Origin of the sequence: Collinsella sp. LCP19S3_A6, from assembly GCF_052122015.1 — a bacterium.
In the GTDB taxonomy this organism is placed as follows: Bacteria; Actinomycetota; Coriobacteriia; order Coriobacteriales; family Coriobacteriaceae; genus Collinsella.
Genome location: NZ_JBQKDD010000004.1, coordinates 13,448 through 38,799, shown reverse-complemented (window position 1 = coordinate 38,799; position 25,352 = coordinate 13,448). Strand labels below are relative to the sequence as shown.

The following is a 25,352-nucleotide window of genomic DNA, read 5'->3' as shown; positions in this document are numbered from 1 at the left end:
CTACATTTCTGCGTTCTCGTTGGGTCTTGAGGGACGCCAATAAATAGACCTGCTTGATGCCGCCTCTGTTAATGGGGCGGCTTCTTTTTTGTCGAGAACCGCCACAAAGGGGACAGGCACCTTTGTGGTGGTTCTCGGTTTGTCTCGACCTGTAACATCTTGGCTGCTAAAAGTGGGCCTGGTGTTACAGATTTAGATTTTCGATTCGGGTGTCTTTTGTTCGTCTCGATTTGTAACAGATAGAGCTCTATTTGCCGAGTAGATGTTACAGATTGAGACAAACGGGTGCCGCTGGTCATTTCATCTTGATTTGTAACATCTGGAGCCATAAACAGCCGCTAGATGTTACAGATTGAGATAGTAAGGGGACGAGGCCGCAGCGGGTGAGCGTGCCTGCTCCCTATCCATCAATCACTCAGAAAATCTTATATATAGAGACTTAGATTTGTGTATAAGATCGTACAAAGCTGGCAACAATACTTCTCGGACAACGTGAAGCCGCCCCGTAGGGCGGCCGCCCCAAGAGAGGTGATTCCATGAGAATCGATAAGCTAGCAATGACGTCGCGCGAGGCGTTGCAGACCGCCATGAGCACGGCTGCCGACGCACAGGCCGGCGCGGTGGAGCCGATTCACCTGCTGTCCGCCCTGCTCGGTGCCGGCGAGCGCAATATCTCCGTGATTATCGAGCGCATCGGCGCCGACCCAGCCCAGCTTGCACACTCCACGCAAGATGCCATCGACCGCGCACCCAAGGTTTCGGGCGAGAGCCAGCAGATGGGCCTGTCCAACGAGCTCGTCCGTGTCATCGAGAAGGCCGAGAAAAAGGCCACCAAGATGGGCGACAGCTTTGTAGTGACCGAGCATCTGCTGATGGCGCTTGCCGAGGACAAAGGTGAGGCGGGCCGCGTGCTGCGCGACGCCGGCGTTACCAAGGAGCGTATCGAGCAAGTCTACGAGGAGCTGCGCGGCGATGACCGCGTGACGTCCGCCGAGGACAAGACACAGTTTGAGGCACTGGAGCAGTACGGCCGCAACATCTGCGACCTGGCCCGTGCCGGCAAGCTCGATCCGGTTATCGGCCGTACCGACGAGATCCGTCGTACTATCCAGGTCCTGTCCCGTCGCACCAAGAACAACCCTGTGCTCATCGGTGAGCCGGGTGTCGGTAAAACGGCCATCGTCGAGGGCATCGCCCAGCGTATCGTGGCCGGCGACGTGCCGAGCACGCTGCGCGACCGCGACCTCATCGAGCTCGACATGAGCGCGCTGGTCGCCGGTGCCAAGTACCGCGGCGAGTTCGAGGACCGCTTAAAGGCCGTACTCAAAGAAGTGCAAAAATCTGAAGGTAAGGTCATCCTGTTCATCGATGAGCTCCACACCATTGTGGGCGCGGGTGCCACCGAGGGCTCCATGGACGCCGGCAACATCCTCAAACCGGCGCTCGCCCGCGGCGACCTGCACGCGATCGGTGCGACCACGCTCGACGAATACCGCAAGTACATCGAGAAGGACGCGGCGCTCGCCCGTCGTTTCCAGACCGTTATGGTGAGCGAGCCTACCGTCGAGGACACCATCTCGATTCTGCGTGGCCTCAAGGAGAAGTACGAGATCTTCCACGGCGTGCACATTACCGATAGCGCGCTCGTGGCCGCCGCCGACCTCTCCGATCGTTACATCGCCGACCGCTTCCTGCCCGACAAGGCCATCGACCTGGTCGATGAGGCCGCAAGCCGCCTGCGCATGGAGCTCGACAGCATGCCGGTCGAGATTGACGCCACCACGCGTCAGCTCACCCAGCTGCAGATTGAGGAGCAGGCGCTCATGAAGGAGACCGACGACGCCTCCAAGGAGCGTCTGGAGACCCTGCGCCAGGAGATTGCCGAGGTCCAGGAAAAGCTCAACGTGCAAAAGGCCGGTTGGCTCAACCAAAAGAACGCCATCGACCATGTGCAGGAGCTCAAGGGCCAGCTCGATGAGGCCAAGAGCGAAGAGGAACGTGCGACGCGCAACGGAGACTTGGGCCGTGCATCCGAGCTGCGTTACTCCGTGATTCCGGGTCTGCAGCAGCAGATTCAGGATTCCGAGGCCGCGCTCGAGGCACAAAAACAGCAGGACGGTGAAGGCCTCAACGAGCAGGTGACCTCCGATGAGATCGCCGAGGTCGTGAGCGCCTGGACCGGTGTGCCCGTCTCCAAGATGATGCAGGGTGAGCTCGACAAGCTGAAGGGCTTGGAAGGCGAGCTGCATAAGCGCGTCATCGGCCAGGATGAGGCCGTCTCCGCCGTTGCCGCGGCCGTGCGCCGTAGCCGTGCGGGCCTCTCCGATCCGGACAAGCCCATCGGCAGCTTCTTCTTCCTGGGCCCCACCGGTGTGGGCAAGACCGAACTCGCCAAGGCGCTGGCCGAGTGCCTGTTCGATGACGAGCGCGCGCTCGTGCGTATCGACATGTCCGAGTACATGGAGAAGTTCAGCGTTCAGCGTCTGATCGGTGCACCCCCGGGATACGTGGGCTACGACGAGGGTGGACAGCTCACCGAGGCCGTGCGCCGTCGCCCGTACTCCGTGATCTTGCTCGACGAGATGGAGAAGGCCCATCCAGATGTCTTCAACGTGCTGTTGCAGGTGCTTGACGACGGCCGTCTGACCGATGGTCAGGGTCGTCAGGTGTCCTTCAAGAACACGATCATCATCATGACGTCCAACGTGGGCTCCAAGGCCATCGCCGATCTTTCGGGCAAGGACGAGGAGGAGATGCGCCATCAGGTTGACGCGGCCATGGCTCAGACTTTCCGTCCCGAGTTCCTCAACCGTATCGACGATATCGTGGTGTTCCATCCGCTCGGCATGGCGCAGATCGAAAAGATCGTCGATATTCAGCTCGCCGACGTCCGCGCACGTCTGGCCAAGGAGCGCATGACGCTTGCCATCACCCCGGCGGCCAAGCAGATGCTCGCCGTGGGCGGTCTGGACCCGGTCTTTGGTGCCCGTCCACTCAAGCGTCTGGTGCAGCGCGAGGTTGTGGACGCCATCGCCGCCGCTATCATCGACGGTACGGTGCGCGAGGGCGATCAGGTGACGGTTGACGTCGACAAGGACGGTGCCTTTACCGTCGTGTGCGATAACACGCCGTCTGCCACCTACGAGGTGCCCGACGCCGAGTAGATTGTTGGGCCATGCCTTAAAATCTACCTTTTGTGCCAAACGCCAAGGGCGGCGGATCCAATTGGGTCCGCCGCCCTTTTTCGTGCGACAATCGATGATGTTGAACATGAGTACATGGCAAGGAGCTATGCAGATGAAAGACGAGAACGAGACGAACGCACCGGCGCCTGAGCCAGCGCCCGCCGCACCCAAGCCTGCGCCCAAGCCGCGCGACCCCTACATCCGTGCCGAGAACGAGGACGACGACGGCTACGATCCCTACAGCGATCGCCGCCCCGAGCGCGAGCCGATGTTCGAAGCCGATCCGTGGCGCTAACTCCTGCAGGGTAGCTAATTTGGGACGGGGCTTTTTTAGCTGCCCCGGCTGGTAATGTGCCGGTTTAGTCGATTAACGGTCGGGGCAGCTAAAAAAGCCCCGTCCCAAATTAGCTACCCTCGCTACGGCCGGCTAGTCTTGGGCCTTAATGCTTGGCATCAGAATCTGAGCGAGGTAGTCGGTCTCGAGTTTGGTGGCAGCGTCGGCCTTGCCGTCTTTGCCGACCAGTACGTTCTTGATCTGGCTATAGGTATAGCGGTTGCCGGTTGTAAGCTCGACAAGCTCAATGGCCGTGTCCATGGGGTAGGTCGACACGGGGTCTTGCGTGCGCCCGTTGATGGTCTGGGGCACCACATACGGATAGACGGGGCCGCTGGCGTAGACCGTGTAGCCGTTGCCAAGGCTTGCCGCACCTAAAACCGTATCGCCCTTATCGGGCGTAAAGCTCTCGCCGTCGCGCACTGCGACAAGCGTCGCGATCGGCGTATTGCTGTCGCTGGCAAGATAGATGCACAGCGTATTGCCGTTTTGCCAAGTCGCGACTTTGCCGTACCACTCAACGGGAATATCGAGCTGATACAGGTTCGTTGCCTTATGCCGAGCATCGGCGTCGCGGGCCGCCTGCGCCTCGCGGGAACTCATGGCATTGACGGCGGCGTCACGGCGCGCGGTTGCCGCCTGCTGGAGCACCTTTGCGACCGCGGCAGAGCTCGCACCACCCTCCTCGGCGTACTTGGCCGCGGCATCGATCTGGTCGTCGGTCACCGTGTCTGCCGAAGGTACCTTAAGCTTAAAGGATGCCTGAGCGCTCAGGTCCTGCCCGTCGCTCTTTACGCTAACCTGCGCCTTGGTGGTTGGCACGGCGTAAATGGTACCGTCAGCTGCGATGGGGGACCCAGCGATGGAGAGCGTATAGTCGCCAGGCAGCAGCTTAATACCGCGACCGTGCTCATCAACATAGAGCGTCTCGCTCACGGAGGAGCCGTCAGAGTCTTGCCCGCTCACCTGCACGGGAATCTTGGAGCCGGTGGAGCAGTCGAGCCCTGCGGCATGTACGCCAATCTGCACCGACATCATGGTGTGGGCGTTGACGGCAGCGATGGCGGCCTGTTCTTGTTGGTATCCGTTCCAAGCGGCATAGCCCGCGCCGCCGGCAACGAGCGCGGCGGCAACGACGCCGGCAACCATCAAATTGCGTCGCTTGGGCGACATCTTGTGATGGCGAGCCTCGGCTTCGCGTGCCGAGGGAACGGACGGCAGGGGAATATCGCCCATGGCGATGGTCTCGTCGACGGCCGGCGCAGAACCCAGGCCAGGAAGCTCGCGGGTGAGCGAGTCATCGGCAGGCAAGCTGCCAAGCAGGGCGGTCTCTTCTCCCGAGGCGGATTCCGACTGGACGTCGTCCTTGCTATCGTCCTCTTCGGCTTCGGCCTCGTCAGAAGCGTCTTTGGCGTCGCTGCCTTCGTCCTCAGTGCCTTCGCACACCTCGTCCTGCGCGTCGACGGCCAAATCGCTCAACGAGAGCTCGTCTAGCGCAATCCGGTCAAGGCTCTCCAGGGCCTCGGCACATGCTTCCGCATCCTGGGCCGCATCCTCGCGGCCACGTGTCTCATCGCTCATATATCCCCCAATGCAATATCGGCTCAACACTGTACCCAAAAATGGAGCCATATAAAGCGCATGCGAAATATAAGATCCGATTTAACCCGAGCGTATCGTTCGGCCGTATCCTCGCGGCAGCAAAAGGCCCCCGGAACGCGAACGAATCACGTTTCGGGGGCTCTGCAGTGCGTTGAGTTGCGCGGAGCCGGCTATGCCGCTTCGTGCTCAAGCGATGTTTGCGTCAGGCGCGTTACTCGGCGTGCGCGTAATCAACCTTGGCGCGACGGGCAGTGGCCTTCTCCCAATCGCTGGTGCCCTCAAAGACATCCTGCTTGTAGGGGTTGCGGCCGAGCTTCTTGGCACGGTAGGCGACGTAGATGATCGCGGCGATGTTGGCGACCAGTGCGACGATCGAGACCGCGGTGGCGGCGCTGGGGTCGAGCGTGGAGTGCGTCACAAAGATGGACTCCTCCTGGAAGTAGGGGAACACCTGGGCAAACATGCACCAAATGGCCAGCGTAAAGGCGCGGTTCTGGATCCAGCCGCCCTTGTTCCAGATAAAGGCGGCGACGGTGGGCGCCAGCAGCAGCGCAAAGCCGCAGAACCAGGAGTGGGTGGGCAGGCAGTTGTAGGTGTAGCAGAAGTTCCAGATGTCGTAGGCGATGATGTAGACCCAGGTCATGTCGGGCCACAGCATGTCGGTCTTGTCCTCGGAGGCGTAGACGCTCCACCAACCGGTCATGCAGAAGATGTTGATGATGCCCGCGATGCCGTTGAACACGTTGTTCCAGCCGGCCAGCTGCGTAGCACCTTCGGAGGTGACCCAGGTGGACTCGCCCAGGACAAAGAAGTGATAGGCGCTCTCAAAGTCGGACACGACGGCGATCAAGATGTTAATGGCGACGATCACAAACGGCCATGCGCGGAACCAATGCGCCTTGCCGATCTTGCCCCACTGGTACTTAATGGCAATGAAGCCCCAGCAGCCGGCCAGCGCCGCGTATACCTTGGCGTAATGGAACCAGCTGTTCTGGTATACATGGGTGGGGTTGGTGAGCGCCCACTCGGCACCCTGCGAAACGCCGACGGCGATGGCGATGCAGTAGATGGTCATGGCCAGCGGAGCCACGCCAAAGATGATGGCCGCGCCGAGCTTGGTACGGCGGCCGACCTCGTTGAGTACGATCAAGCCGATAAAGACCATCGCCCAGCCGGCCCAGTGGATAAGGGTATCGCTACCCCAAACATCGAACAGCATGCTGCTCTCCTTTCATACGCCCGCGGCCCCTCTTCCGTCGCGGGCAGTTTGGCCAAATGTCCTCAGTTCCTGGGCTTGCGCTCGGAATACTTGGCGGTGTAGCCCTCGATGTGGAGTGTCGAGGCGATAATCTCCTTAACCGTCTCGTCGGGCACATCGGGGTGCGTGCGGATGTACATCAACAGCCCCATGATGAGGGTGTAAAACGTCTCGTAGACATGGTCGATGCGCAGGTCATGATGGGCGACAAAGTCCACCACGGTGGTGTCGCAGATGTATTGCGCCACGCGCTGGACCACGTTGTGCAGAAAGCCGCCGTAGAGCGCGCCGCTGCTCGAGGTGAGCGTGCTCGGCAGCTCGTGGCCGCTCACAACCAGGCGCTTAAAGAGCGGGGCGACGGTGTCGAGTGCGCCCTCGATATCACCGACGATGCGGCTGGCATTCCACTGCTCGAGCTCGGAGATAAAACCGTCGATTGCCTCGTCCATGACGGCGGTGACGGCGGCGTCCATGTCGACGAAGTAGTGGTAGAACAGCGAGCGCGTGCAGCCGGCTCGCTTGGTCACGGCCGAGACGGATAGATGGGACACGCCCAGCTCGGAGCTCACGGCGCGCACGGCGGCGAGAATCTCGCGACGGCGCTCGTCACCTGTCAGGCGCTTTGCCGCGCTGTCGGGCGTGGGGACGGCGTCGGCCACAGGGGTGTTCGCTGCGTTATCGCTCATGCGCTTGCCGCCTTTCATCCGTTTGGGCCCGACCGTTCGCCTAATAGTCTTGAATAGTGTTGACGGTTCGTCAATACTATTTTTGACATAATGTCAACAATGGCGGGTGAACGGCATGGGGGCATGCCCGGCCTGCAAAAAAGAGGGGCGCTGCGGCCTCGTCGGGCTGCGGCAAGAGAAGGGACAACCATGATTCTCAACGGACCGGGAATTAGCTACACCGAGCCCGACATCGGTTCGGAGTTCGTGCCGCCGCTGCCGGAGCATCCGCGCGAGGCCATTGTCAAGCTGTGCGAGCATTGCACCAACCGTCTGCTGCATCGCGACGAGCTGCTGGGCTACGAGTACTGGTCGTTTGCCGAGGCCGCAACCGACGAGCAGGCCGAAGTGCTCTGCAAGATGAAGATGCGCCGTCCCTATACGCTGCCCGAGATGGTCAAGCTCACCGGCATGCCCGAGGCCCAGATCGAGAAGATGCTCGACGACATGAGCTACACGGGTCTGCTCGAGTACAACTGGGAAAATCCCGAGCGCGCCAAGCAGTGGGTGCTGCCCATGCTGGTACCGGGTTCCGCCGAGTTCCTCAACATGCGCGTGAACCAGCTCGAGGAGCATCCGGTCTATGCCAAGTTCTTTGAGCAGGCGTCCAAGGGGCCGCTGTCCAAAGCCACGCCGATGGTGCCGCCCGGAGGCGCCGGCATCGGCATGCACGTCATTCCGGTCGAGAAGGCTATCGATGCTTCGAGCACCTCGGTGCCGATCGAGCATATCGAGCATTGGCTCGACAAATACGAGGGCAAATATGCCGCCAGCACCTGCAGCTGCCGCGCGAGCCGTCGTGTGATGGGCGAGGGCTGTGCCGACGACCCCGCCGACTGGTGCATTGCCGTGGGCGATATGGCCGACTATGTGGTTGAGACCGACCGCGGCCATTATGTGACGCGTGAGGAGGTCTATGACATCTTGCGCCAGGCCGAGGACAACGGCTTTGTGCACCAGATCACCAATATCGACGGCGAGAACAAGATCTTCGCCATCTGCAACTGCAACGTCAACGTGTGCTACGCCCTGCGCACCTCGCAGCTGTTCAACACGCCCAACCTGTCGCGCTCGGCCTATGTCGCCAAGGTCGAGAAGGACAAGTGCGTAGCCTGCGGTCGCTGCGTTGAGGTGTGCCCGGCTGGTGCCGTCAAGCTCGGCCAGAAGCTCTGCAGCAAAAAGGCCGGCGGACAGGTGCCCGAGTATCCGCGCCAGGAGCTGCCCGATGCCACCAAGTGGGACCACACCAAGTGGTCGCCCAACTACCGCAACGACAACCGCATCGAGACACACGATTCCGGCACCGCGCCCTGCAAGACGGCCTGCCCCGCGCACATTGCCGTTCAGGGCTATCTGAAGCTCGCGGCGCAGGGCCGCTATGACGAGGCGCTAGCGCTCATCAAGCGCGAGAACCCGCTGCCCGCTATCTGTGGCCGTGTGTGCAATCGCCGCTGCGAGGATGCCTGCACCCGCGGTCGCGTGGACGAGGCCGTGGCCATCGACGAGGTCAAGAAGTTTATCGCCCAGCGCGATCTGGATGCCGCGACCCGCTATGTCCCACCTGTGGTGACCCCGACGCGCGCCGGCGGCTTCGACCAGAAGATCGCCATCATCGGTGCCGGTCCGGCCGGCCTGTCCTGCGCTTTCTACCTGGCCGAGAAGGGCTACAAGCCCGTCGTGTTCGAGAAGAATGAGCGCCCGGGCGGCATGCTCACCTATGGCATTCCCAGCTTTAAGCTGCAGAAGGATGTTATCGAGGCCGAGGTCGAGGTCATTCGCCTGATGGGCGCCGAGTTCCGCTATGGCGTGGAGGTCGGTCGCGACGTGACGCTCGACGAGCTGCGCGAGCAGGGCTTTAAGGCCTTTTATGTTGCCATTGGCTGCCAGGGCGGCCGCCTCGCCGGTATTCCGGGCGAGGATGCCGAGGACGTGACCGTGGCCGTCGACTTTTTGCGCAAGGTCAACAGTGGCAAGATCGAAGCGCTGCCCGGCCGCACCATCGTGGTGGGCGGCGGCAACGTGGCTATCGACGTCGCGCGCAACGCCTGCCGTCTGGGTTCCGAGCACGTTGAGATATTCTGCCTGGAGAGCGAGGCCCAGATGCCCGCCAGCGAGGAGGAGCGTCGCGAGGCCGTTGAGGACGGCGCCCACATCAGCTGCGGCTGGGGCCCCAAGGAGGTCCATCTGGACGAGGCCGGTCGTGTGTGCGGTATCACCTTCAAGCGCTGCACGCGTGTCTTTGACGACGAGGGCCGTTTTGCGCCCGAGTACGACGAGAACGACCTGCGTCGTGTCGACGCCGACCGCGTGGTCATGTCGATCGGTCAGTCCATCGTGTGGGGCGACCTGCTGGCTGGCTCCAAGGTGGAGCTTGGCCGTGGCCAGGGTGCCCTTGCCGATCCTCAGACCTACCAGACCGCCGAGCCCGACATCTTTGTGGGCGGCGACGTCTACACCGGTCCGAGCTTTGCCATCAACGCCATCGCTGCCGGTCACGAGGCCGCCGTGTCCATCCACCGCTTTGTGCAACCGGGCTCCACGCTCACCATCGGCCGCAACCAGCGCCGCTACATCGCGCTCGACCGCGACGATGTCGTGATCGAGAGCTACGATAACGCGAGCCGCGAGGTGGCACATGTCGACCGCGAGCGCGAGAAGGCCGCGCCCTTTAGCGAGTACATCGAGACCTTTACCGAGGAGCAGGTACGCGCCGAGACCGCTCGCTGCCTGGGCTGCGGCGCCTCGATCGTCGACCCCAACAAGTGCATCGGCTGCGGTCTGTGCACTACCAAGTGCGCGTTCGATGCCATCCACCTGAATCGCGACCGCCCCGAGTGCTCCACGATGGTCAAATACGAGCAAAAGCTCCCCAGCTTGGGCAAGTACGCGCTCAAGCGTGCCATCAAGATCAAATTCGGGAAGAAGTAATGAGGCTCCGCCGTTCTAACGAACGGCGGCACTGCCGACGCTGCGCGGCGCCCAGATACCCCATCTTGCCCCTCAACTGCGGCGCCGCGGGCAAAAGCCCAGCGGACGCCTTGTTTCGGGGCAACCTGGGGCACCTGGATCGCCGCTCACTGACGTTTGGCTGACATCGCATCAACCGTTGCTGAAAGGTTTCTACCTTGCATGAATTGGGAATCGTTTACCACATCATTCGCGATGTCGAGAACGTGGCGCGCGCCAATGGCGTGAGTCGCGTTTCGAGCGTCACGCTGCTGCTGGGCGAGGTCTCGGGCGTCGTTCCCGACTTGCTGCTCGACGCTTGGCGCTGGGCGGCAGATAAAAAGCCTATCACCGAGGGCGCGGAGCTTATCGTGGAGCCTGTCGAGGCCGTGACGCATTGCGAGGCGTGCGGCCGCGACTATGCGACGGTCGAGCACGGCAAGATCTGTCCCCATTGCGGTAGCGGCGAGACATACCTGCTGCAGGGCCAGGAGGTCATGATCAAGCAGATTGAGACCCCCGACGAGAACCCGCCAGATGCTGCTCCCGACGGCCTCTCCGACGCCCCCGATGCCGTCGACGCTGCCAACCCCCTCCACATCGTCTAGCCCCTAGTCGTTGGGGACGTTCTTGTTTGACTAGTCGTTTAAGAACGTCCCCAATGACTACTTACGTTAGTGCATAAGTCACGCTAATAGTCAAGTTATGTCTGTTTAAACAAAATAACTGCAGTACAAGCGCATTCGTGCTTGCCTAAAATCGATATTAATGACCAGCCTGCTTGTATCTGTAAAATGAATGGCTTGATAAGTGACGCCTTGGCGTGTAATCCGTCAAAAAGCAGTAACGTAATCAACTTGTAACAAACCTAGACGTTTAAACAAATTATCCAATCATTCGCATTTTTCTCTATAATTTTACAGGACGAACAGGTATACTCCTTTCATGTCGTGTAGGAAATACGTAGACAAAGAGGAGGTTATGTGATGGTAAGTATTGTTCTTGCTAGCCACGGGGACTTGGCAGCCGGAATCAAGCAGACGGGCTCGATGGTCTTTGGCGATCAGCCGTCTGTGGCCGTGGTCTCGCTCGAGCCGAGCATGGGCCCCGACGACTTCCGTGCCAAGGTCGAGGAAGCAATCGCTTCCTTCGAGGACCAGGAGCAGGTGCTCTTCCTCGTTGATCTGTGGGGCGGCACGCCGTTCAACCAGATCAGCGGTCTCATCGAGGGCCACGATTCCTGGGCTATCGTCACCGGTGTCAACCTGCCTATGCTCATCGAGGCATATTCGCAGCGCTTTGACGCAAAGAACACTGCACATGCGATCGCAAAACATCTCGTGACTGAGGCTAAGGCTGGCGTGCGCGTCAAGCCCGAGTCTCTGGAGCCCGAGGAGAAGAAGCCGGCCACGGCCGCCGCTGCTCCTGCAGGCGCCATCCCTCCGGGAACGGTCATCGGCGACGGGCACATCAAGATCGCCCACGTCCGTATCGACACCCGTCTGCTGCATGGTCAGGTGGCCACCACGTGGACCAAGCAGATCAACCCCAACCGCATCATCGTGGTTTCCGACGGCGTTGCTCACGACGAGCTCCGCAAGACCATGATCGAGCAGGCTGCCCCTCCGGGAGTCCATGCCAACGTCGTGCCCATCAAGAAGATGGCCGAGGTTGTCAAGGACACGCGCTTTGGTGATACCAAGGCCATGCTGCTCTTTGAGAACCCGCAGGATCTGCTCAAGGCTATCGAGGCCGGCGTCGACATCAAGGAAGTCAACATCGGTTCCATGGCTCACTCCAAGGGCAAGGTCGTCGTCACCAACGCCGTCGCTATGGGCGATGACGACGTTAAGACTCTCGAGGCCCTCAAGGCCAAGGGCGTCAAGTTCGAGGTCCGCAAGGTTCCTTCGGATTCCTCCGAGGATCTCGACGCCATGTTGAAGAAAGCTAAGGCCGAACTGGCCGCTCAAGCATAGTAAAGGAGGGTCCGATACATGTCTGCAATCACTATTCTGCTTGTTGCGATTGTCGCGTTGCTTGCCGGTATGGAAGGCATTCTGGATGAGTTCCAGTTCCATCAGCCGCTCGTGGCGTGCACGCTTATCGGTCTCGTAACCGGTCACCTTCAGGAGGGCATCCTCCTGGGCGGTTCGCTCCAGATGATGGCCCTTGGCTGGGCTAACGTCGGCGCCGCCGTCGCGCCTGACGCCGCTCTGGCCTCGGTCGCTTCTTCGATTATCATGGTGCTCGCCCTCAACGGTGGCGCCACCGATTCGGCCAAGGCCGTTACCGCCGCCATCGCCGTCGCAGTCCCGCTGTCGGTCGCTGGCCTGTTCCTGACCATGATCTGCCGTACCCTGGCTACCGCTATCGCTCACGCCATGGACGGTTGCGCCGAGAAGGGCGACTTCTCCGGCATCGAGCGCTGGCAGTACGCCGCCATCCTCATGCAGGGCCTTCGTATCGCCATCCCGGCAGTACTTCTGTGCATCATCCCGGCCGAGGCGGTTACCAACGCGCTTAACGCTATGCCCGACTGGCTGTCCGGCGGCATGGCTGTCGGCGGCGGCATGGTCGCTTCCGTCGGTTACGCCATGGTCATCAACATGATGGCCACCAAGGAGACCTGGCCGTTCTTCATCCTCGGCTTTGTCCTTGCTGCCATCCCTCAGCTCACGCTGATCGCTCTTGGTCTCATCGGCATCTCCCTTGCCCTCATCTACCTTGGCCTCAAGGATCTGGCCAAGCAGGGTGGCGGCATGGGCGGTGGCTCCGGTGACCCGCTCGGCGACATTCTGAACGATTACGAGTAGGAGGGGAGTGATACATATGGCAGAGAACAAGATTCAGCTCACCAAGGCTGACCGTAAGAAGGTTTGCTTCCGTCATCAGTTCCTTCAGGGCTCGTGGAACTACGAGCGTATGCAGAATGGCGGCTGGTGCTTCGCAATGATCCCTGCGATCAAGAAGCTCTACACCAGCAAGGACGACCAGATTTCCGCGCTTAAGCGCCACCTGGAGTTCTATAACACCCATCCCTATGTTTCCGCCCCCGTCATTGGCGTTACCCTCGCTCTCGAGGAGGAGCGCGCCAACGGTGCACCGATCGATGACGTCGCCATTCAGGGCGTCAAGGTCGGTATGATGGGCCCGCTCGCCGGCGTCGGCGACCCCGCCTTCTGGTTCACCCTTCGCCCGATCCTGGGCGCTCTGGGCGCTTCCCTGGCCCTGTCCGGCAGCATCGCCGGTCCGCTGCTGTTCTTCTTCGCGTGGAACATCATCCGTTACGCCTTCCTGTGGTACACGCAGGAGTTTGGCTATAAGGTCGGCTCCTCCATCGCCAAGGACCTCTCCGGCGGTCTGATGGGCAAGGTCACCGAGGGTGCTTCCATCCTGGGTATGTTCATCATCGGCGCCCTGGTCGAGCGCTGGGTGTCCATCTCCTTCACCCCGGTCGTCTCCAAGGTCACGCAGTCTGCCGGCGCCTTCATTGACTGGGCTAACCTGCCTTCCGGTGCCGAGGGCATCAAGGAAGCGCTGACGATGTACAACTCCGTCGGTGCTACCGCCCTTGATCAGGTGAAGGTCACCACGCTTCAGGCTAACCTCGATCAGCTCATCCCCGGCCTTGCTGCCGTGTGCCTGACGCTGTTCGTCTGCAAGCTGCTCAAGAAGAAGGTCAGCCCGATCGTCATCATCCTGGCTCTCTTCGCCGTCGGTATCATCGGTCGTGTTTGCGGCTTCATGTAATCGCGCTTCGGCTTAAGACCGAGAGTTGCTAGGCAAGGGCTTTTGAGCCATTGAAACGGACCGCACCCGGTGGGTACACTGGATGCGGTCCGATTGTTTTATTTGGAGGGCGAGGCGCGCATGGCGCAATCTCAGAACAGCACGGTCGATCTGGCAACACCGGCAACCTGCCTGATGGGGTTTACCAGCCACGGTAACGTGATGGTGGGCAATAAGGCGTTCGAGTATTACAACGAGCGCAATCCCGAGGATTTTATTCAAATTCCGTGGGACGAGGTCGACTATATTGCCGCCGAGGTTTTGCGCGGCACTAAGAAGATCACGCGTTTTGCTATCTTTACCAAGGATAACGGCCACTTTACGTTTTCGACGCGCGACGACAAAGAGACGCTTCGTGCAGTTCGCAAGTACGTCGACGAGGATAAGCTCGTGCGTTCGCCCGACTTTATCGATGTGACGGCCAAGGGCGCCAAGAGCATCCCCTCCGTTATCAAAGGCCTTTTCCACAAAGGCAACTAGTCGCCTGCGACGTTCTTATACGACTAGTCATTTAAGAACGTCCCCAATGACTACCTGTAGCTCTTCGCGGGATTCGCTGGGGAAATATCATCCCAGTTTGAGCGCCTATTCTGGGATGCGGTTTCCGGAACAGGCTCATTTGGGAAACCATATCCCGTTTCGAGCTCAAATTTCGGGTCGTAGTTTCCTAGAGAGGCCCCATCCGGAAAGCCCGTCCCAGAATTCGTCTGGATAGTGGGACACGCTTTCCGGAAGGCTGTCCCACCGTAACTTCGAAGAGTGGCTATGCGCTGCATGGCAGTGGCGCAAATCTGCTACACTAGTACAACATGCCTCCGTAGCTCAGGGGATAGAGCACCGCTCTCCTAAAGCGGGTGTCGACGGTTCGAATCCGCCCGGGGGCACCAGGGAATATGACGGCGTCGCGGGAGCGGCGCCGTTTCTGGTTTGTGGGGGGCCGCCGGCGGATTCGGGCCGTCGACACCCGCGTCACCGATTTCCCCGCGGGGGGAGTTTTCGAATCCGCCCGGGGGCACCAGAGCAATATCGAGCCCGGTACCACCACGGTACCGGGCTCTTCTGGTCTAAGGGCCGGATTCGGGCCGTCGACACCCGCGTCACCGATTTTCCCGCGGGGGGAGTTTTCGAATCCGCCCGGGGGCACCAGAGATTTGTCGAGCCCGGTACCACTGCGGTACCGGGCTCTTCTGGTTTAAAGGCATACCGTAGTTTTCACTGCTTCGGATAAAGAAAGCGCCCGCTTGCTGGGGGAGCAAGCGGGCGCCTGTGAGCGAATATGTTTGTGGCATCAGCTGCTGTGGGCAATGTCTCGATGACTAGTTGGTCGTGCCGGAATCGTCGCCTGAATCGGTGCCAGAGCCAGAAATCGAAACCGTCAGCGTGATCGTGCTGTCGGTGGACTGCTTGCCAGTGGGGGAGACGCCCGTCACGGTGGCGTTTTCGTTACCACTCACGGGGTTGCCGTTCTGATCGCAGAATGCGATGTTGTAGAATCCGGCGTTGTTGAGCGCGGTGACGGCGGAGGAGATACTCTTGCCGTACAGGTTGCCCGGAACGTTTGCCTTGCCGGACTTCTTGGCGATGACGACGGTAATCGTGGCGCCGGGCTTTTGCTTACCGCTGGGGTTCCAGCTAATGACGGTGCCCTCGGTGACGGAATCGTTCTCCTGGTAGGTCACATCGACGCCGAAGCCGGCCATATCGAGGGCGTTGCGTGCCTGAGCCTCGGTCATGTCGGTCAGATCGGGAACGGAGGTGGTGTCGGGTCCACTCGAGACTTTGTACGAAATGGTCGTGCCCTTCTCGACTTCCTTGCCCGCATCGGTGCCCTGTTCAAAGACTTCGCCCTTTTCGGCCTCGTTGGCTTCCTCGGTGGCATTGCCCTTAAGGCCGACGCTTGCCAGCGCCGCCTCTGCCTGGTCCTTGGTCAGACCAACGAGCTGCGGGACATCAACCTTCTCGGAGGGCTTGGGACCCTTGGAGATTACCAGATTCACCTTGGTGCCCTTGGGCTTCTTGGTGTGACCGTTAGGAGTCTGCTCGACAACCTTTCCCTCGTCGACGTCGTCGTTGTAGCTCTGGTCAATGGTTCCGACGTCAAGGCCGGCATCCTTAATCAGTTCGACGGCGGTCTCCTGGTCCTTACCCAACACATCGGGAACCGGGACCTGCTCGCCGCCAAAGAGTCCGGTGGCAAAGGCCACGATGACGCCGATTACGGCTACCGCAGCAACTACGGCGGCGATGATCTTGTTCTTGTTGGATTTGGGCTGCTCGGTGGCGTAAGAGCCGGTTGAACCCGAGACGGAGCTGCGAGCGTTATTTTGTCCGCTCACGCCCGAGACGGGGCGTACCATGGCGCGCGTCTGGTCGGATAGCTCTCGGGTCTTGGTGGCACCCAGGTCGCCAACGGCGCCGATAACGCGCGTAGGCTCCGGCACGTTGACGGCGCGACCAGACAGGTAGCTGTTGAGCACCTGACGCAGCTCGTCGGCCGTCTGGAAACGGTTAGCCGGATCTTTTTCCATGCACTTGAGGATAATGCGCTCAAGATCGGCATCGACACCGGAGTTGATCTGGCTCGGCGGCACGGGCAGCTCGTTGACCTGCTTGAGTGCGACCGAGATGGCATCGTCGCCGTCGAAAGGCACGCGGCCGGTGGCGCACTCGTACATCACGACGCCCAGCGAGTAAATGTCCGAGGTGGGGCCTAGATCCTGCCCGCGGGTCTGCTCGGGGCTTACGTAGTGGGCGGTGCCCAAAACGTTGTTGTCCTGCGTAAGGTGGCTGTTCTTGGCGCGCGCGATGCCAAAGTCCATGACCTTGATGTTGCCGTCGGGCAGCACCATGATGTTCTGCGGCTTAATATCGCGGTGGATGATCTCGTGCTTGTGGGCGACCGAAAGTGCGGAGCTGATCTGCGAGCCGATCTGAGCGACCTTTTTGGGATCAAGGGCGCCGTGGCTCTTGATGCCGCTCTTAAGGTCGGTGCCGCGCAGGTATTCCATGACGATGTAATAGGTGTCGCCGTCCTTGCCCCAATCGTAGACGCCGACGATATAGGGGGAGGAGAGGCCGGCGGCTGCCTGGGCCTCCTGCTTAAAGCGTGCGGCAAAGGTGGCGTCGCCGGCATATTGCGGCAGCATGATTTTGATAGCTACCGTGCGGTCGAGGACCTGGTCCTGTGCACGGTAGACGGTCGCCATGCCGCCTGTCCCTACCTTATCCTTGAGGAGGTATCTTCCCCCGAGGACCCTCTGTTCCATTCCTGCTCCTAACATGACTATTCGCTCAACAATGTGTGTAGTACCAAATTTGAGGCCGCTGGGGCCGTGTGGCGCATTGCCGCTAGTGTTATCGGCCGCGGCACGCCCCATGCTTGCGCATCAATCACGGGCATCACGCTCCCTGGGCGGCAAGCGCCGCGGTCAGGACGATGCCGGCGATCTTTGCCGCCTCGACGTCGTGCTTGTCGTAATCCTCCAAGGCTACCGAGATGGCGACCGTGGGTGAATCGTAAGGCGCAAAACCGACGAACATCGAGTTGACCTTGGTGCCGACGGTCTCGGCAGAGCCGGTCTTGCCGGCAACCTTGACGCCCGGAATCTGGGCATCGGTGCCGGTGCCGGATTGAACGACGTCGAGCATGGCCTGTTTGACCTGTTCGGCCGTGGTGGCGCTGACGGCCTGGCCCAGTGAGCGGGACTGCGTGGTCTTGACCACGGTTCCGTCTGGGGCGAGCACCTGGGCAACGAAGAACGGGTCCATGACGACGCCGCTGTTGGCGATCGCCGCCGCGATAACGGCGTTCTGCATGACGGTGGTCTGCGGGCCCGGCGTGTGGTCCATGCCGACGGGCTGGCCGGCGCCGGCCCAGGCGGTTTCCCACTCGGTCATGAGCGAGGGGTCGGCCATGATGGACGCCGCGGCGGTTAGGTCCTGACCGAGCTTTTGGCCATAGCCAAAGGCGTTGGCGAACTGTACGAGCGAGCTGGCGCCGACCTCGTTTGCCACCTGACCAAAGACGACGTTGGACGACACGGCAAAGGCCTGCTGCAGGCTAATCGTGCCGTAGCTCTCATTGGCGGAGTTGGTGACCGGTGCATTGCCGATATCCATGGAACCGGGCGCCTGATAAGTACTCGAAAGGCTTGCGGTGCCGGTCTCGAGTGCCGCCGAAAGCGTGACGACCTTAAACGTGGAGCCCGGAGTATAGAGGGCGTCCATGGCGCGGTCGTACATAGAACCATCCTCACCGCCGCCCGATTGCAGCAGGGCGTCGATGTTGGTGTTGTCGTAGGTGGGCGAGCTGGCGCATGCGAGCACCGCGCCAGTGCGCGGGTCCATGACCACGACGGCGCCCTTAAAGCCCTTGAGAGCCTGTTCGGCGGCCGTCTGGATGCGGGAGTCGATGGTAAGTTTGGCGGTGTTGCCCGGCTGGTTTTGGCCCGCGAGCGACGCGATGGCGTTGTTCCAGCTGGAGTAATCCTTGGAACCGGTGAGCGTGTCGTTCATCACGCTCTCGATGCCGGCGGTACCGTACTGCTGGCTCACATAGCCAACCACATGGGCGGCCAGGTTGCCGTTAGGGTAGGAGCGTACGTAGGTGCCGTCCTCCTGTTGCAGCGATTCGGCCAGCGTCACGCCGTCGGACGTGATGATGGAGCCGCGCTGGATGTACTTGGAACGGGCGATGGTGTGATTGTTGGTCGGCATATCCTGGTAATCCTTGGCCTTGATGACCTGGACATAGGTGAGGTTGCCGATGAGGATGGCGAACAGGGCCGTAAAGGCAAACACCGCGCGGGTTAGGCGGTTGGCGAGCGCCACGCGGCCGAGCACGCCAGATTCGGGCGTATCGAGCAGGCGACGACGCATGCGCGAGCCGGTGGAGTGGCTGCCACGGCCGTAGGAAGACGAAGAAGCGAAGCGCGTGCCGGCATGCGCCGCGGCAGAAGCGACCTGGTCGTCAGTGATGGCGGCCATGGTGCCGGTACCGGTGAGCTCGGCCTCGCGACCGGTGGCCTCATCGCCGGCGCGCAGCAAAAGCGCGACAATGATAAAGCTCGCCAGCAGCGAGGAGCCGCCCTGGCTCATAAAGGGCAGGGTGACGCCGGTCAGCGGAATCAGGCGGGTAACGCCGCCAACGATCAAGAAGGCCTGGAAGCTAATGGCGGCCGTGAGGCCCGTGGCGCTAAATGCGGCAAGGTCGGACTTAGCGCGGGCGGCCGTGGTCAGGCCTCGCACGGCAAAGAGCATAAACAGGACGAGTACGGCGCCGCCGCCCAAAAGGCCCATTTCCTCGCCGATGGCCGAGAAAATGAAGTCGGACTCGACGACGGGGATGTTATTGGCCATGCCATTACCGATGCCAACGCCGATAAGACCGCCGTCAGCCAACGAGAAAAGGGATTGCACAATCTGGTAGCCCTGGCCCTGGGCATCCTTAAAGGGGTCGGCCCAGATCTGGAAACGTACCTGGACATGCGACAGGAACTTGTAGGCGCCCACGGCACCCACTGCCAAAAGCGCAAGGCCGATGACGACATACGAGAAACGTCCCGTGGCGACGTAGAGCATCAGCAAGAAGATGGTGTAGAACAGCACGGCGGAGCCCAAGTCGCGCTCGAAGACAACGACCAGAAGGCATACACCCCACACAGCGAACAGCGGTAGCAGCAGGCGCAGGCGCGGGACCTTGAGGCCCAAGATCTTGCGATTGGAGATGGAGAGTAGCTCGCGGTTTTCGGCTAGGTATCCGGCCAAGAACAATACGATAAAAATCTTGGCGAACTCGCCGGGCTGGATGGTGAAGCCGGCGATGCGAATCCACAGCTTGGAGCCCGAGATGGTGGTGCCGATAAAGATGGGCAGCATCAGCAAGATGATGCCGATGATGCCAAAGGTGTACTTGTAGCGCATGACCACATCGAGATTCTTGATCATCGCGAGCGTGCCCACCATCAGTGCCACCGAGACAAACAGAATGACGAGCTGCGAGATGGCGAGGGCGGGTGCCAGACGCGTTACGAACGTGATGCCGATACCCGAAAGCACAAAGACGATGGGCAGGATGGCCGGATCGGCACCGGGCGCCAGGATGCGCACGGCGATATGCGCCGCGGCGAAGGCGGCAAAGAGACCGATCGGCACGGCGAGCGTTTCAAACGAGATGGAAGCGCCTGCGGTGAGCGCGTACATCGCATACAGCAGGATGACGGGGAACGCCGAGGCGATGAGCAAGAGCATTTCGGTGTTGCGGCGACTCATAAGCGGCACTCCCTTTCTAATTCTTATCGGAGGCTTCGGCCTCGGCGGACTGTTCGGCGGTTTTTTCGGAATTCGATTTGGAAGTCGATTCCTGGTCGGTGTTGTCGCGAATCGTTTGCGCGTCGATCACCTGGCGGGTCTGTTCCTCATCGATTTGATGACGGTACTTGGAGATAGTGTCCTGCGCGTCGTCAACACTCGTTTGCGGAATGCCTGCTTTCAGACGATTCTGCGTGTCTTCGGGTAGGTCGGATAGCTTGATGGCGGTCGTGCTCTCGAGCCAGTGCAGCTTAAGGCCGAGCGGCTTGCCGGGAATGCCCCGGTAGACCGCGACGGTGTCCTTGTAGGTGCCCAGGTAATACGAGCCGGTGACGCCCGCGTAGGCCCAGATGGCTGCCGCCAGCACAAAAGCGATGCCCAGGATGGCGGCAATGGTGACGTTGCGGCGGCGAACACGCTTCGCCTCGCGCATGACGCCGTCGTCGACCAGGTCCACAACGACTACCGTCACGTTGTCGTGGCCGCCGGCAGCGAGCGCGGCGTCCACCAGGTTGTCGACGCAAATCTGCGCCGTAGACGATTGCGTGGCGATGTTTTCGATTTCGCTATCGGGAATCATGCTCGAAAGGCCGTCCGAGCACAGGATCAGGCGATCGCCCTCTTCGATGTGCAGGGTAAAGTGGTCGGCATACATGGCGGGGTCCGAACCCAGCGCACGCGTGATAACCGAGCGGTTGGGATGGACGCGCGCCTCGTCGGCCGTAATTTCGCCAGCGTCCACGAGCTCCTCCACATAGGAGTGGTCGCGGGTCACGCGGATGAGCGTGCCCTCGTGGAGCAGGTAGGCGCGCGAGTCGCCCACGTGGGCGATGGCGAGCATGTCGTTTTCGATATAGGCGCAGGTCGCCGTGCAGCCCATACCGGGCTTGCCCAGGCCGTTGAGTGCGGCCTCGATGACGGCGGCGTTGGCAGCTTCGACGGCTGCGGCTAGGCGCGCGGCGTCGGCAGCCTGTGGCGCCGTCTTGGCAATGGTCTCGACCGCGATGGAGGAGGCTACCTCGCCGGCGGCGTGTCCACCCATGCCGTCGCACACGCAAAAGAGCGGCGACTGTACCAGGTAGGAGTCCTCGTTGTGCGGACGCACGCAGCCAACATCGGAGCGGGCGCCCCACATGAGTTGCGTGGTGGTGCCGGCATCGTAGGTCGAATCGGTCTCGATGCGCTCGTCGGTCAGCGGCTCAAAACTCATGGTCGAACCAGGGTCCTTAAGCTTGGCCTCCACGGCGGCGACATCAATCTCGGCCGTGTCGCCGGGCGAGACGGCGTTGGCCTCGTTGCTCGGGTCGTCGACTTTAGACGTGGCGGGCACTTCGGTTGTGTGGTCGGCAGGCTCTTCGTCTTGCGGGGCGACGGCTGCGGGCTCGGGTGCCGCGAAGTGTGCGGGCGCGGGCGTGCTGTGGGGCTGAGAGGCGTCCTCCGTCGCTGCGACGGGCATCTCTTCGGCCGTAGGCTGCACGGCCTCGGGCGCCGATGCGGCCGCGGGGGAGGATGCCGCCGCGGGTGCCGGTGTAGATGCGGGCTCGGGCGCTGCGGTGGGTGCTGGAACTACGGGAAACACCGGTGCCGTGGGCTCGGGGGCCAAAAACACCGCGGCGCTCTCATCGATTGCCGCGGCGACAGACTCGGCAAAGTGGGCCGGCGCAGGTGTAGTTTCCGGTGCCGAAGGTTGATCGGCAATGGCGTGCGCGCCGATGGGGGCATCGGTGGAATTATCTTCATCCTGGCCATCGATGGGCATCGGATGGTCTTGCGTTACATGCGAAAGAGGCAGGGAGAACACGGTGTCCTCGGGCTCCACGGGCGCAGGGCCCGCCGGGGCGGCATGAGCCGGCACGGCCGCGGGGGCAGCCAGTGCCTCGGACATGGTTGCGGACCTGTTCTCCTCGTCGATCATCGACGGTTCACCTTCATGACCACGTCGCCAATCTGGACTTCGTCGCCCTCGCGCAGCGTTGCGGGCTCCACCAGCTGGCGGCCGTTAACAAGGGTGCCGTTGAGCGAGTTGAGGTCCTCGATAATAAGTGCCGGGCCCTGCAGCGAAAAACGCGCATGCGAGGCAGAGACAAACGGCTCGTTGATGCAGATGTCAGATGACGGCGAACGACCGACGATGACGGGGCCAAGCATATCCACGTGAATACCGCGGATGCCGCGCGGGCCCTTGTCCACATCGATCGTCCAGATGGCAGAGTCGCGGCGCTGGCCGCGCACGAGCCCCACGCCGGTCTTCATGACGGCGAACAAGAAGATATAAAGCAGGACGACCAGTACGATGCGGCCTGCAAAAAGGACGATATCGATGTTCATAAGCGATTAACCCCTAAATTCAAAGGTGCTCAGGCCAAACGTTAGCAGATCGCCGTTGCGCAGCGGGCAGCGCGTGATGCGGCGGTTGTTGACGAGCGTGCCGTTGGTGGAGTTGAGGTCCTCGATCGACCAGTCAGAGCCGGTAAAGGTGAGCTGGGCATGACGGCGCGACACGTTGGGGTCGCGCAGGGCGATGTCGGATACCGAGCGCTCACGACCGATGGTCACCTGCGCGGAGGTGATGTTGTGGCTCTCGCCGCTCACGACGTCGACGAGTTGGGCGAGCGGACGCTGCGGGGCGCGGGGGCTTGCCATGTTGGAGGCGATGCTGGTCGCAGCGCCAAGGCCCACGGCGGCGCCAGTGGCAGCCGCTCCGCCCATACCGGCAAGTGCGTCGCGCGAGACGGTTTGCGGCACAGGGATGGGGGCTGCGGGATCGGGGACATTGGGTGCAAAGGGGTCGGCCACAGCGAGCGGGTCGGGAGTGGCAGCGCGGGGTGTCGGCTGCTGCTGGGGCATGGCGGCCGGGTGTTGCTGCGGCGATGCAAACTGCTGCTGACCGGCGCGGGGGGCGCTTGCGGCACGGCTTGTGGCCGAGCTGTTCTGTCCCAGGCCGTTTTGATAGGCGCGCTCTTCCTCGTACAGACGGCCGAGCGTGGGAGCGTCGACGTTCTCGGCAAAGACCGAGAACTTGCCGGCGCGCAGCTGAGGGTCGATCATAAAGCGAACAAGGGGCTCGCCGACAAAGACGTAGCGGCGTTTTTCGGCCTGCGCCTTCACAAACTCGCGCACCTCGCGCGAAAGCTCGGGATAGAACGGGGCAAGCATGGGATCGTCATCGGTGGCGATCAGGATGGTATAGAGCGCCGGCGCGGTGTTGACGCCGTTGATCACCAGAGTTTGATCCTCCATGTCGCGAGCAGCCTGCTTGGCAAGCTTCTTAAAGGAGAACGGGGCACGGGTGGCACCGAAGATGCCGGCCACGTGGTCCTCGAAGATGTTCAGGAAGTTCACGAAAGATCACTCTCCGTATAGGTTCTTTGGTATCCGAGCAAATACAGGCATATCCCAACGATTATAGAGGATAGGATTCCCGCAACCGCCGCCTTGGCGACGACCGTGCCCGCAAGGCTGGCAATTTCCATATGGTGTGCAAGACAAAACGATACGGCCGAGCCGATACCGGCGACGGCAATTGCGACGATGGCGGCGAGGTTTGACCCCTGCTCGGCGCGCTTGGCATGGGCATTGAGCAGCAGCGACGTTGCCGCGGCTGCTGCTGCAATCAGTGCGAAGGCGGCCCAGAGGAACGCGTCGCCCAGCGCTGCGGCGACATTGCCAAGCCCCAGCACGCCTCCCGTAGGGAGGGCAGCTGCGGCCAGGCGGGCAAAAAGCGCGCCTATACCCGTGGCGGCAGCGGCGCTTGCCGGGCCGAGCCAAAACGCCGCGAAGCCCGCGGCGGCCCCGGCGGCAAGGATGGCGTCGCCGGTTAGACAACCTAGCGCAAGCGCGCAGGTGAGTGCCGCGCTCGCGGCCGCTTCGGTGCGTCCCCAGGCAATCCACCATCCGGACATGGCGGCGGCAAAAATGACCGCGACCGGCAGCATCGACAGGATGCCCTGCGCCTGCATGGTGGCGTTGGCCATGAGCACCAAAAAGCCCACGGCCGAGATAGCCGAGCCGATCTGCGGTGCCAAGCCTGCCGCCGCGCCAATAGCGATGGCCGCGGCGACCAGCCCGGGAAGCGCCGCGACGCCCGCTGTCTGCATAAGCAAAAAGCTGAAGGTTGCACACGTTAGCGCCGAGATACCGCGCATGGTGTAATCGCGCGCGCAGCTCCAGCGCGTGCCCGCCCAACCGAGCGCGGGGTCGACTTCGATGGCGTTATCCTCGTAAGGCGGCGACTCCATATCGTCTGCCGCGTGCTCGTCGTCCGAAAGCTCGCTTACCATCTGCTCCAAGCTGCGACGGCCTTCGCGCACGCTCCCCAAGCCGGCAAGGAGTTGGTCGCAGAATGCCTCGATGCTATCGGGGCGGTCTTGCGGCATAGGGGAGAGGGCGCTCATGAGCGCTGCCTCGGCTCCCGGGGGAAAGTGCGGGATCAGCTCGCTGGGGTAGGTGGCGCCGCCGATGATGCGGTCGAGCGAGTCGGCAGGCGTTGCCGCCATAAAGGGGGCGCTGCCGCACAGGCTCTCGTAGATCACGCAGGCAAGGGCAAAGACATCGGCGCGCTCGTCGACCGTGCCGGTCTCGATATCGAGCTGTTCGGGCGGCATGTAGCCGATGGTGCCGCCGCGCGATCCGCCAAAGCCGCCGGCAGATGACAGCCGCGCCATGCCAAAGTCGGTGAGCTTTACATTGCCCGAGTGGTCAATGAGCACATTGGCGGGCTTTATGTCCAGATGAAGCACGCCGTTTGCATGGGCAAAGGTGAGCGCCTGACCCAATGCGTCGGCAATGGTCGCTGCCTCGTCAAAGGTGAGCGAGTGGCCGTCCACGCGATGCAAAAACTCGGCCAGCGACATGCCGTCGACATACTCCATGACCAGGTAGGCATAGGCGGTGTCATGCGTAAAGTCGATAACCTGCACGATATTGGGATGTTGAAGCATGGCGGCGGTATGTGCCTCGCGCAGTACATCCATGATGTCGCTGGCGGGTATGCCGGAGCCGTTGATAAGAGGGATGCGCTTAATGGCCACGCGACGACGCAGGTGCGTGTCGCGGCAAATCTCGATGGAGCCAAAACCGCCGGTCGCAAGCGTCTCGAGCGGCTGGTACCGCTTGAGCAGCTCGCGAGAGCTGGTGCCCTCCAAAGGGACGTCCGGCGAGAACCGGGCGGTATGTTGCGAGAAAAGCGGCATGGCCAACCCTCG

Annotated in this window: 17 protein-coding genes and 1 tRNA gene; 9 read left to right on the top strand and 9 right to left on the bottom strand. The window is 61.6% G+C overall.

The window, feature by feature from the left end; genetic code table 11:
- Positions 1-536 precede the first annotated feature (536 nt).
- Positions 537-3,164 carry an ATP-dependent chaperone ClpB gene (gene clpB, locus ACTQVX_RS03580; protein ID WP_441560227.1) on the top strand — a complete coding sequence of 876 codons (2,628 nt, stop codon included), beginning with the start codon at positions 537-539 and terminating at the stop codon, positions 3,162-3,164.
- A gap of 133 nt (positions 3,165-3,297) precedes the next feature.
- Positions 3,298-3,480 carry a hypothetical protein gene (locus ACTQVX_RS03575; RefSeq protein ID WP_441560225.1) on the top strand — a complete coding sequence of 61 codons (183 nt, stop codon included), beginning with the start codon at positions 3,298-3,300 and terminating at the stop codon, positions 3,478-3,480.
- Positions 3,481-3,612: 132 nt separating this feature from the next.
- Here the strand turns inward: ACTQVX_RS03575 and ACTQVX_RS03570 are convergent, their stop codons facing one another.
- From ACTQVX_RS03570 to ACTQVX_RS03560, 3 genes are all read right to left on the bottom strand, one after another.
- On the bottom strand, positions 3,613-5,100 hold the full coding sequence (locus tag ACTQVX_RS03570) for a hypothetical protein (RefSeq protein WP_441559056.1): 1,488 nt from the start codon (positions 5,098-5,100) through the stop codon (positions 3,613-3,615).
- 232 nt (positions 5,101-5,332) lie between these two features.
- Positions 5,333-6,340 carry a DUF5692 family protein gene (locus ACTQVX_RS03565; protein ID WP_441054594.1) on the bottom strand — a complete coding sequence of 336 codons (1,008 nt, stop codon included), beginning with the start codon at positions 6,338-6,340 and terminating at the stop codon, positions 5,333-5,335.
- A gap of 62 nt (positions 6,341-6,402) precedes the next feature.
- Entirely contained in the window at positions 6,403-7,065 is a 663-nt protein-coding gene (locus tag ACTQVX_RS03560; protein ID WP_441560223.1) for a TetR/AcrR family transcriptional regulator, read from the bottom strand.
- A gap of 189 nt (positions 7,066-7,254) precedes the next feature.
- Here ACTQVX_RS03560 and ACTQVX_RS03555 point away from each other — a divergent pair, with 189 nt between their 5' ends.
- The 7 genes from ACTQVX_RS03555 (at position 7,255) to ACTQVX_RS03525 (ending at position 14,726) form a co-directional block, all read left to right on the top strand.
- Positions 7,255-10,032 (top strand): FAD-dependent oxidoreductase, encoded by a 2,778-nt coding sequence (locus tag ACTQVX_RS03555; RefSeq protein WP_441560221.1) that lies wholly within the window; start codon positions 7,255-7,257, stop codon positions 10,030-10,032.
- A 197-nt stretch (positions 10,033-10,229) separates the two neighbouring features.
- Positions 10,230-10,658: a hydrogenase maturation nickel metallochaperone HypA/HybF gene (locus ACTQVX_RS03550; protein WP_441560220.1), complete on the top strand. Its 429-nt coding sequence runs from the start codon at positions 10,230-10,232 to the stop codon at positions 10,656-10,658.
- Between the two features lie 378 nt (positions 10,659-11,036).
- Positions 11,037-12,026: a PTS sugar transporter subunit IIB gene (locus ACTQVX_RS03545; protein WP_154518426.1), complete on the top strand. Its 990-nt coding sequence runs from the start codon at positions 11,037-11,039 to the stop codon at positions 12,024-12,026.
- Positions 12,027-12,044: 18 nt separating this feature from the next.
- Positions 12,045-12,863 (top strand): PTS mannose/fructose/sorbose transporter subunit IIC, encoded by an 819-nt coding sequence (locus ACTQVX_RS03540; protein WP_055285302.1) that lies wholly within the window; start codon positions 12,045-12,047, stop codon positions 12,861-12,863.
- A 16-nt stretch (positions 12,864-12,879) separates the two neighbouring features.
- Positions 12,880-13,800 carry a PTS system mannose/fructose/sorbose family transporter subunit IID gene (locus tag ACTQVX_RS03535; protein ID WP_154518429.1) on the top strand — a complete coding sequence of 307 codons (921 nt, stop codon included), beginning with the start codon at positions 12,880-12,882 and terminating at the stop codon, positions 13,798-13,800.
- A gap of 120 nt (positions 13,801-13,920) precedes the next feature.
- Positions 13,921-14,319 carry a DUF956 family protein gene (locus ACTQVX_RS03530; protein WP_441540403.1) on the top strand — a complete coding sequence of 133 codons (399 nt, stop codon included), beginning with the start codon at positions 13,921-13,923 and terminating at the stop codon, positions 14,317-14,319.
- Between the two features lie 331 nt (positions 14,320-14,650).
- A tRNA-Arg gene (locus ACTQVX_RS03525) sits at positions 14,651-14,726 on the top strand.
- 429 nt (positions 14,727-15,155) lie between these two features.
- Here the strand turns inward: ACTQVX_RS03525 and pknB are convergent.
- The 6 genes from pknB to ACTQVX_RS03495 all read right to left on the bottom strand — a co-directional run bounded on the left by pknB (position 15,156) and on the right by ACTQVX_RS03495 (position 25,340).
- Positions 15,156-17,105 (bottom strand): Stk1 family PASTA domain-containing Ser/Thr kinase, encoded by a 1,950-nt coding sequence (gene pknB, locus ACTQVX_RS03520; RefSeq protein WP_427795137.1) that lies wholly within the window; start codon positions 17,103-17,105, stop codon positions 15,156-15,158.
- A 133-nt stretch (positions 17,106-17,238) separates the two neighbouring features.
- Positions 17,239-20,109, bottom strand: a complete 2,871-nt coding sequence (locus ACTQVX_RS03515; protein ID WP_441560218.1) for an FtsW/RodA/SpoVE family cell cycle protein — start codon at positions 20,107-20,109, stop codon at positions 17,239-17,241.
- A gap of 16 nt (positions 20,110-20,125) precedes the next feature.
- Complete coding sequence (locus ACTQVX_RS03510) at positions 20,126-22,063, bottom strand: Stp1/IreP family PP2C-type Ser/Thr phosphatase (protein ID WP_441560217.1); 1,938 nt, start codon at positions 22,061-22,063, stop codon at positions 20,126-20,128.
- Positions 22,060-22,476, bottom strand: a complete 417-nt coding sequence (locus tag ACTQVX_RS03505) for an FHA domain-containing protein (protein WP_055250779.1) — start codon at positions 22,474-22,476, stop codon at positions 22,060-22,062. The genes ACTQVX_RS03510 and ACTQVX_RS03505 overlap by 4 nt, the downstream gene beginning before the upstream one ends.
- A 6-nt stretch (positions 22,477-22,482) precedes the next feature.
- The gene (locus ACTQVX_RS03500) at positions 22,483-23,490 is read right to left on the bottom strand and encodes an FhaA domain-containing protein (RefSeq protein WP_427719325.1); all 1,008 of its coding nucleotides are present in this window, start codon (positions 23,488-23,490) and stop codon (positions 22,483-22,485) included.
- The gene (locus ACTQVX_RS03495; RefSeq protein ID WP_441540406.1) at positions 23,487-25,340 is read right to left on the bottom strand and encodes a serine/threonine-protein kinase; all 1,854 of its coding nucleotides are present in this window, start codon (positions 25,338-25,340) and stop codon (positions 23,487-23,489) included. Before ACTQVX_RS03495 ends, ACTQVX_RS03500 begins: the two co-directional genes overlap by 4 nt.
- Between the last annotated feature and the right edge of the window lie 12 nt (positions 25,341-25,352).

What these genes read in the sequence shown, in the direction of transcription:
- clpB (WP_441560227.1), top strand. Translation starts at nt 537, where the DNA reads ATGAGAATCGATAAGCTAGCAATGACGTCGCGCGAGGCGTTGCAGACC.
- ACTQVX_RS03575 (WP_441560225.1), top strand. Translation starts at nt 3,298, where the DNA reads ATGAAAGACGAGAACGAGACGAACGCACCGGCGCCTGAGCCAGCGCCC.
- ACTQVX_RS03570 (WP_441559056.1), bottom strand. Translation starts at nt 5,100, where the DNA reads ATGAGCGATGAGACACGTGGCCGCGAGGATGCGGCCCAGGATGCGGAA.
- ACTQVX_RS03565 (WP_441054594.1), bottom strand. Translation starts at nt 6,340, where the DNA reads ATGCTGTTCGATGTTTGGGGTAGCGATACCCTTATCCACTGGGCCGGC.
- ACTQVX_RS03560 (WP_441560223.1), bottom strand. Translation starts at nt 7,065, where the DNA reads ATGAGCGATAACGCAGCGAACACCCCTGTGGCCGACGCCGTCCCCACG.
- ACTQVX_RS03555 (WP_441560221.1), top strand. Translation starts at nt 7,255, where the DNA reads ATGATTCTCAACGGACCGGGAATTAGCTACACCGAGCCCGACATCGGT.
- ACTQVX_RS03545 (WP_154518426.1), top strand. Translation starts at nt 11,037, where the DNA reads ATGGTAAGTATTGTTCTTGCTAGCCACGGGGACTTGGCAGCCGGAATC.
- ACTQVX_RS03540 (WP_055285302.1), top strand. Translation starts at nt 12,045, where the DNA reads ATGTCTGCAATCACTATTCTGCTTGTTGCGATTGTCGCGTTGCTTGCC.
- ACTQVX_RS03535 (WP_154518429.1), top strand. Translation starts at nt 12,880, where the DNA reads ATGGCAGAGAACAAGATTCAGCTCACCAAGGCTGACCGTAAGAAGGTT.
- ACTQVX_RS03530 (WP_441540403.1), top strand. Translation starts at nt 13,921, where the DNA reads ATGGCGCAATCTCAGAACAGCACGGTCGATCTGGCAACACCGGCAACC.
- pknB (WP_427795137.1), bottom strand. Translation starts at nt 17,105, where the DNA reads ATGGAACAGAGGGTCCTCGGGGGAAGATACCTCCTCAAGGATAAGGTA.
- ACTQVX_RS03515 (WP_441560218.1), bottom strand. Translation starts at nt 20,109, where the DNA reads ATGAGTCGCCGCAACACCGAAATGCTCTTGCTCATCGCCTCGGCGTTC.
- ACTQVX_RS03510 (WP_441560217.1), bottom strand. Translation starts at nt 22,063, where the DNA reads ATGATCGACGAGGAGAACAGGTCCGCAACCATGTCCGAGGCACTGGCT.
- ACTQVX_RS03505 (WP_055250779.1), bottom strand. Translation starts at nt 22,476, where the DNA reads ATGAACATCGATATCGTCCTTTTTGCAGGCCGCATCGTACTGGTCGTC.
- ACTQVX_RS03495 (WP_441540406.1), bottom strand. Translation starts at nt 25,340, where the DNA reads ATGCCGCTTTTCTCGCAACATACCGCCCGGTTCTCGCCGGACGTCCCT.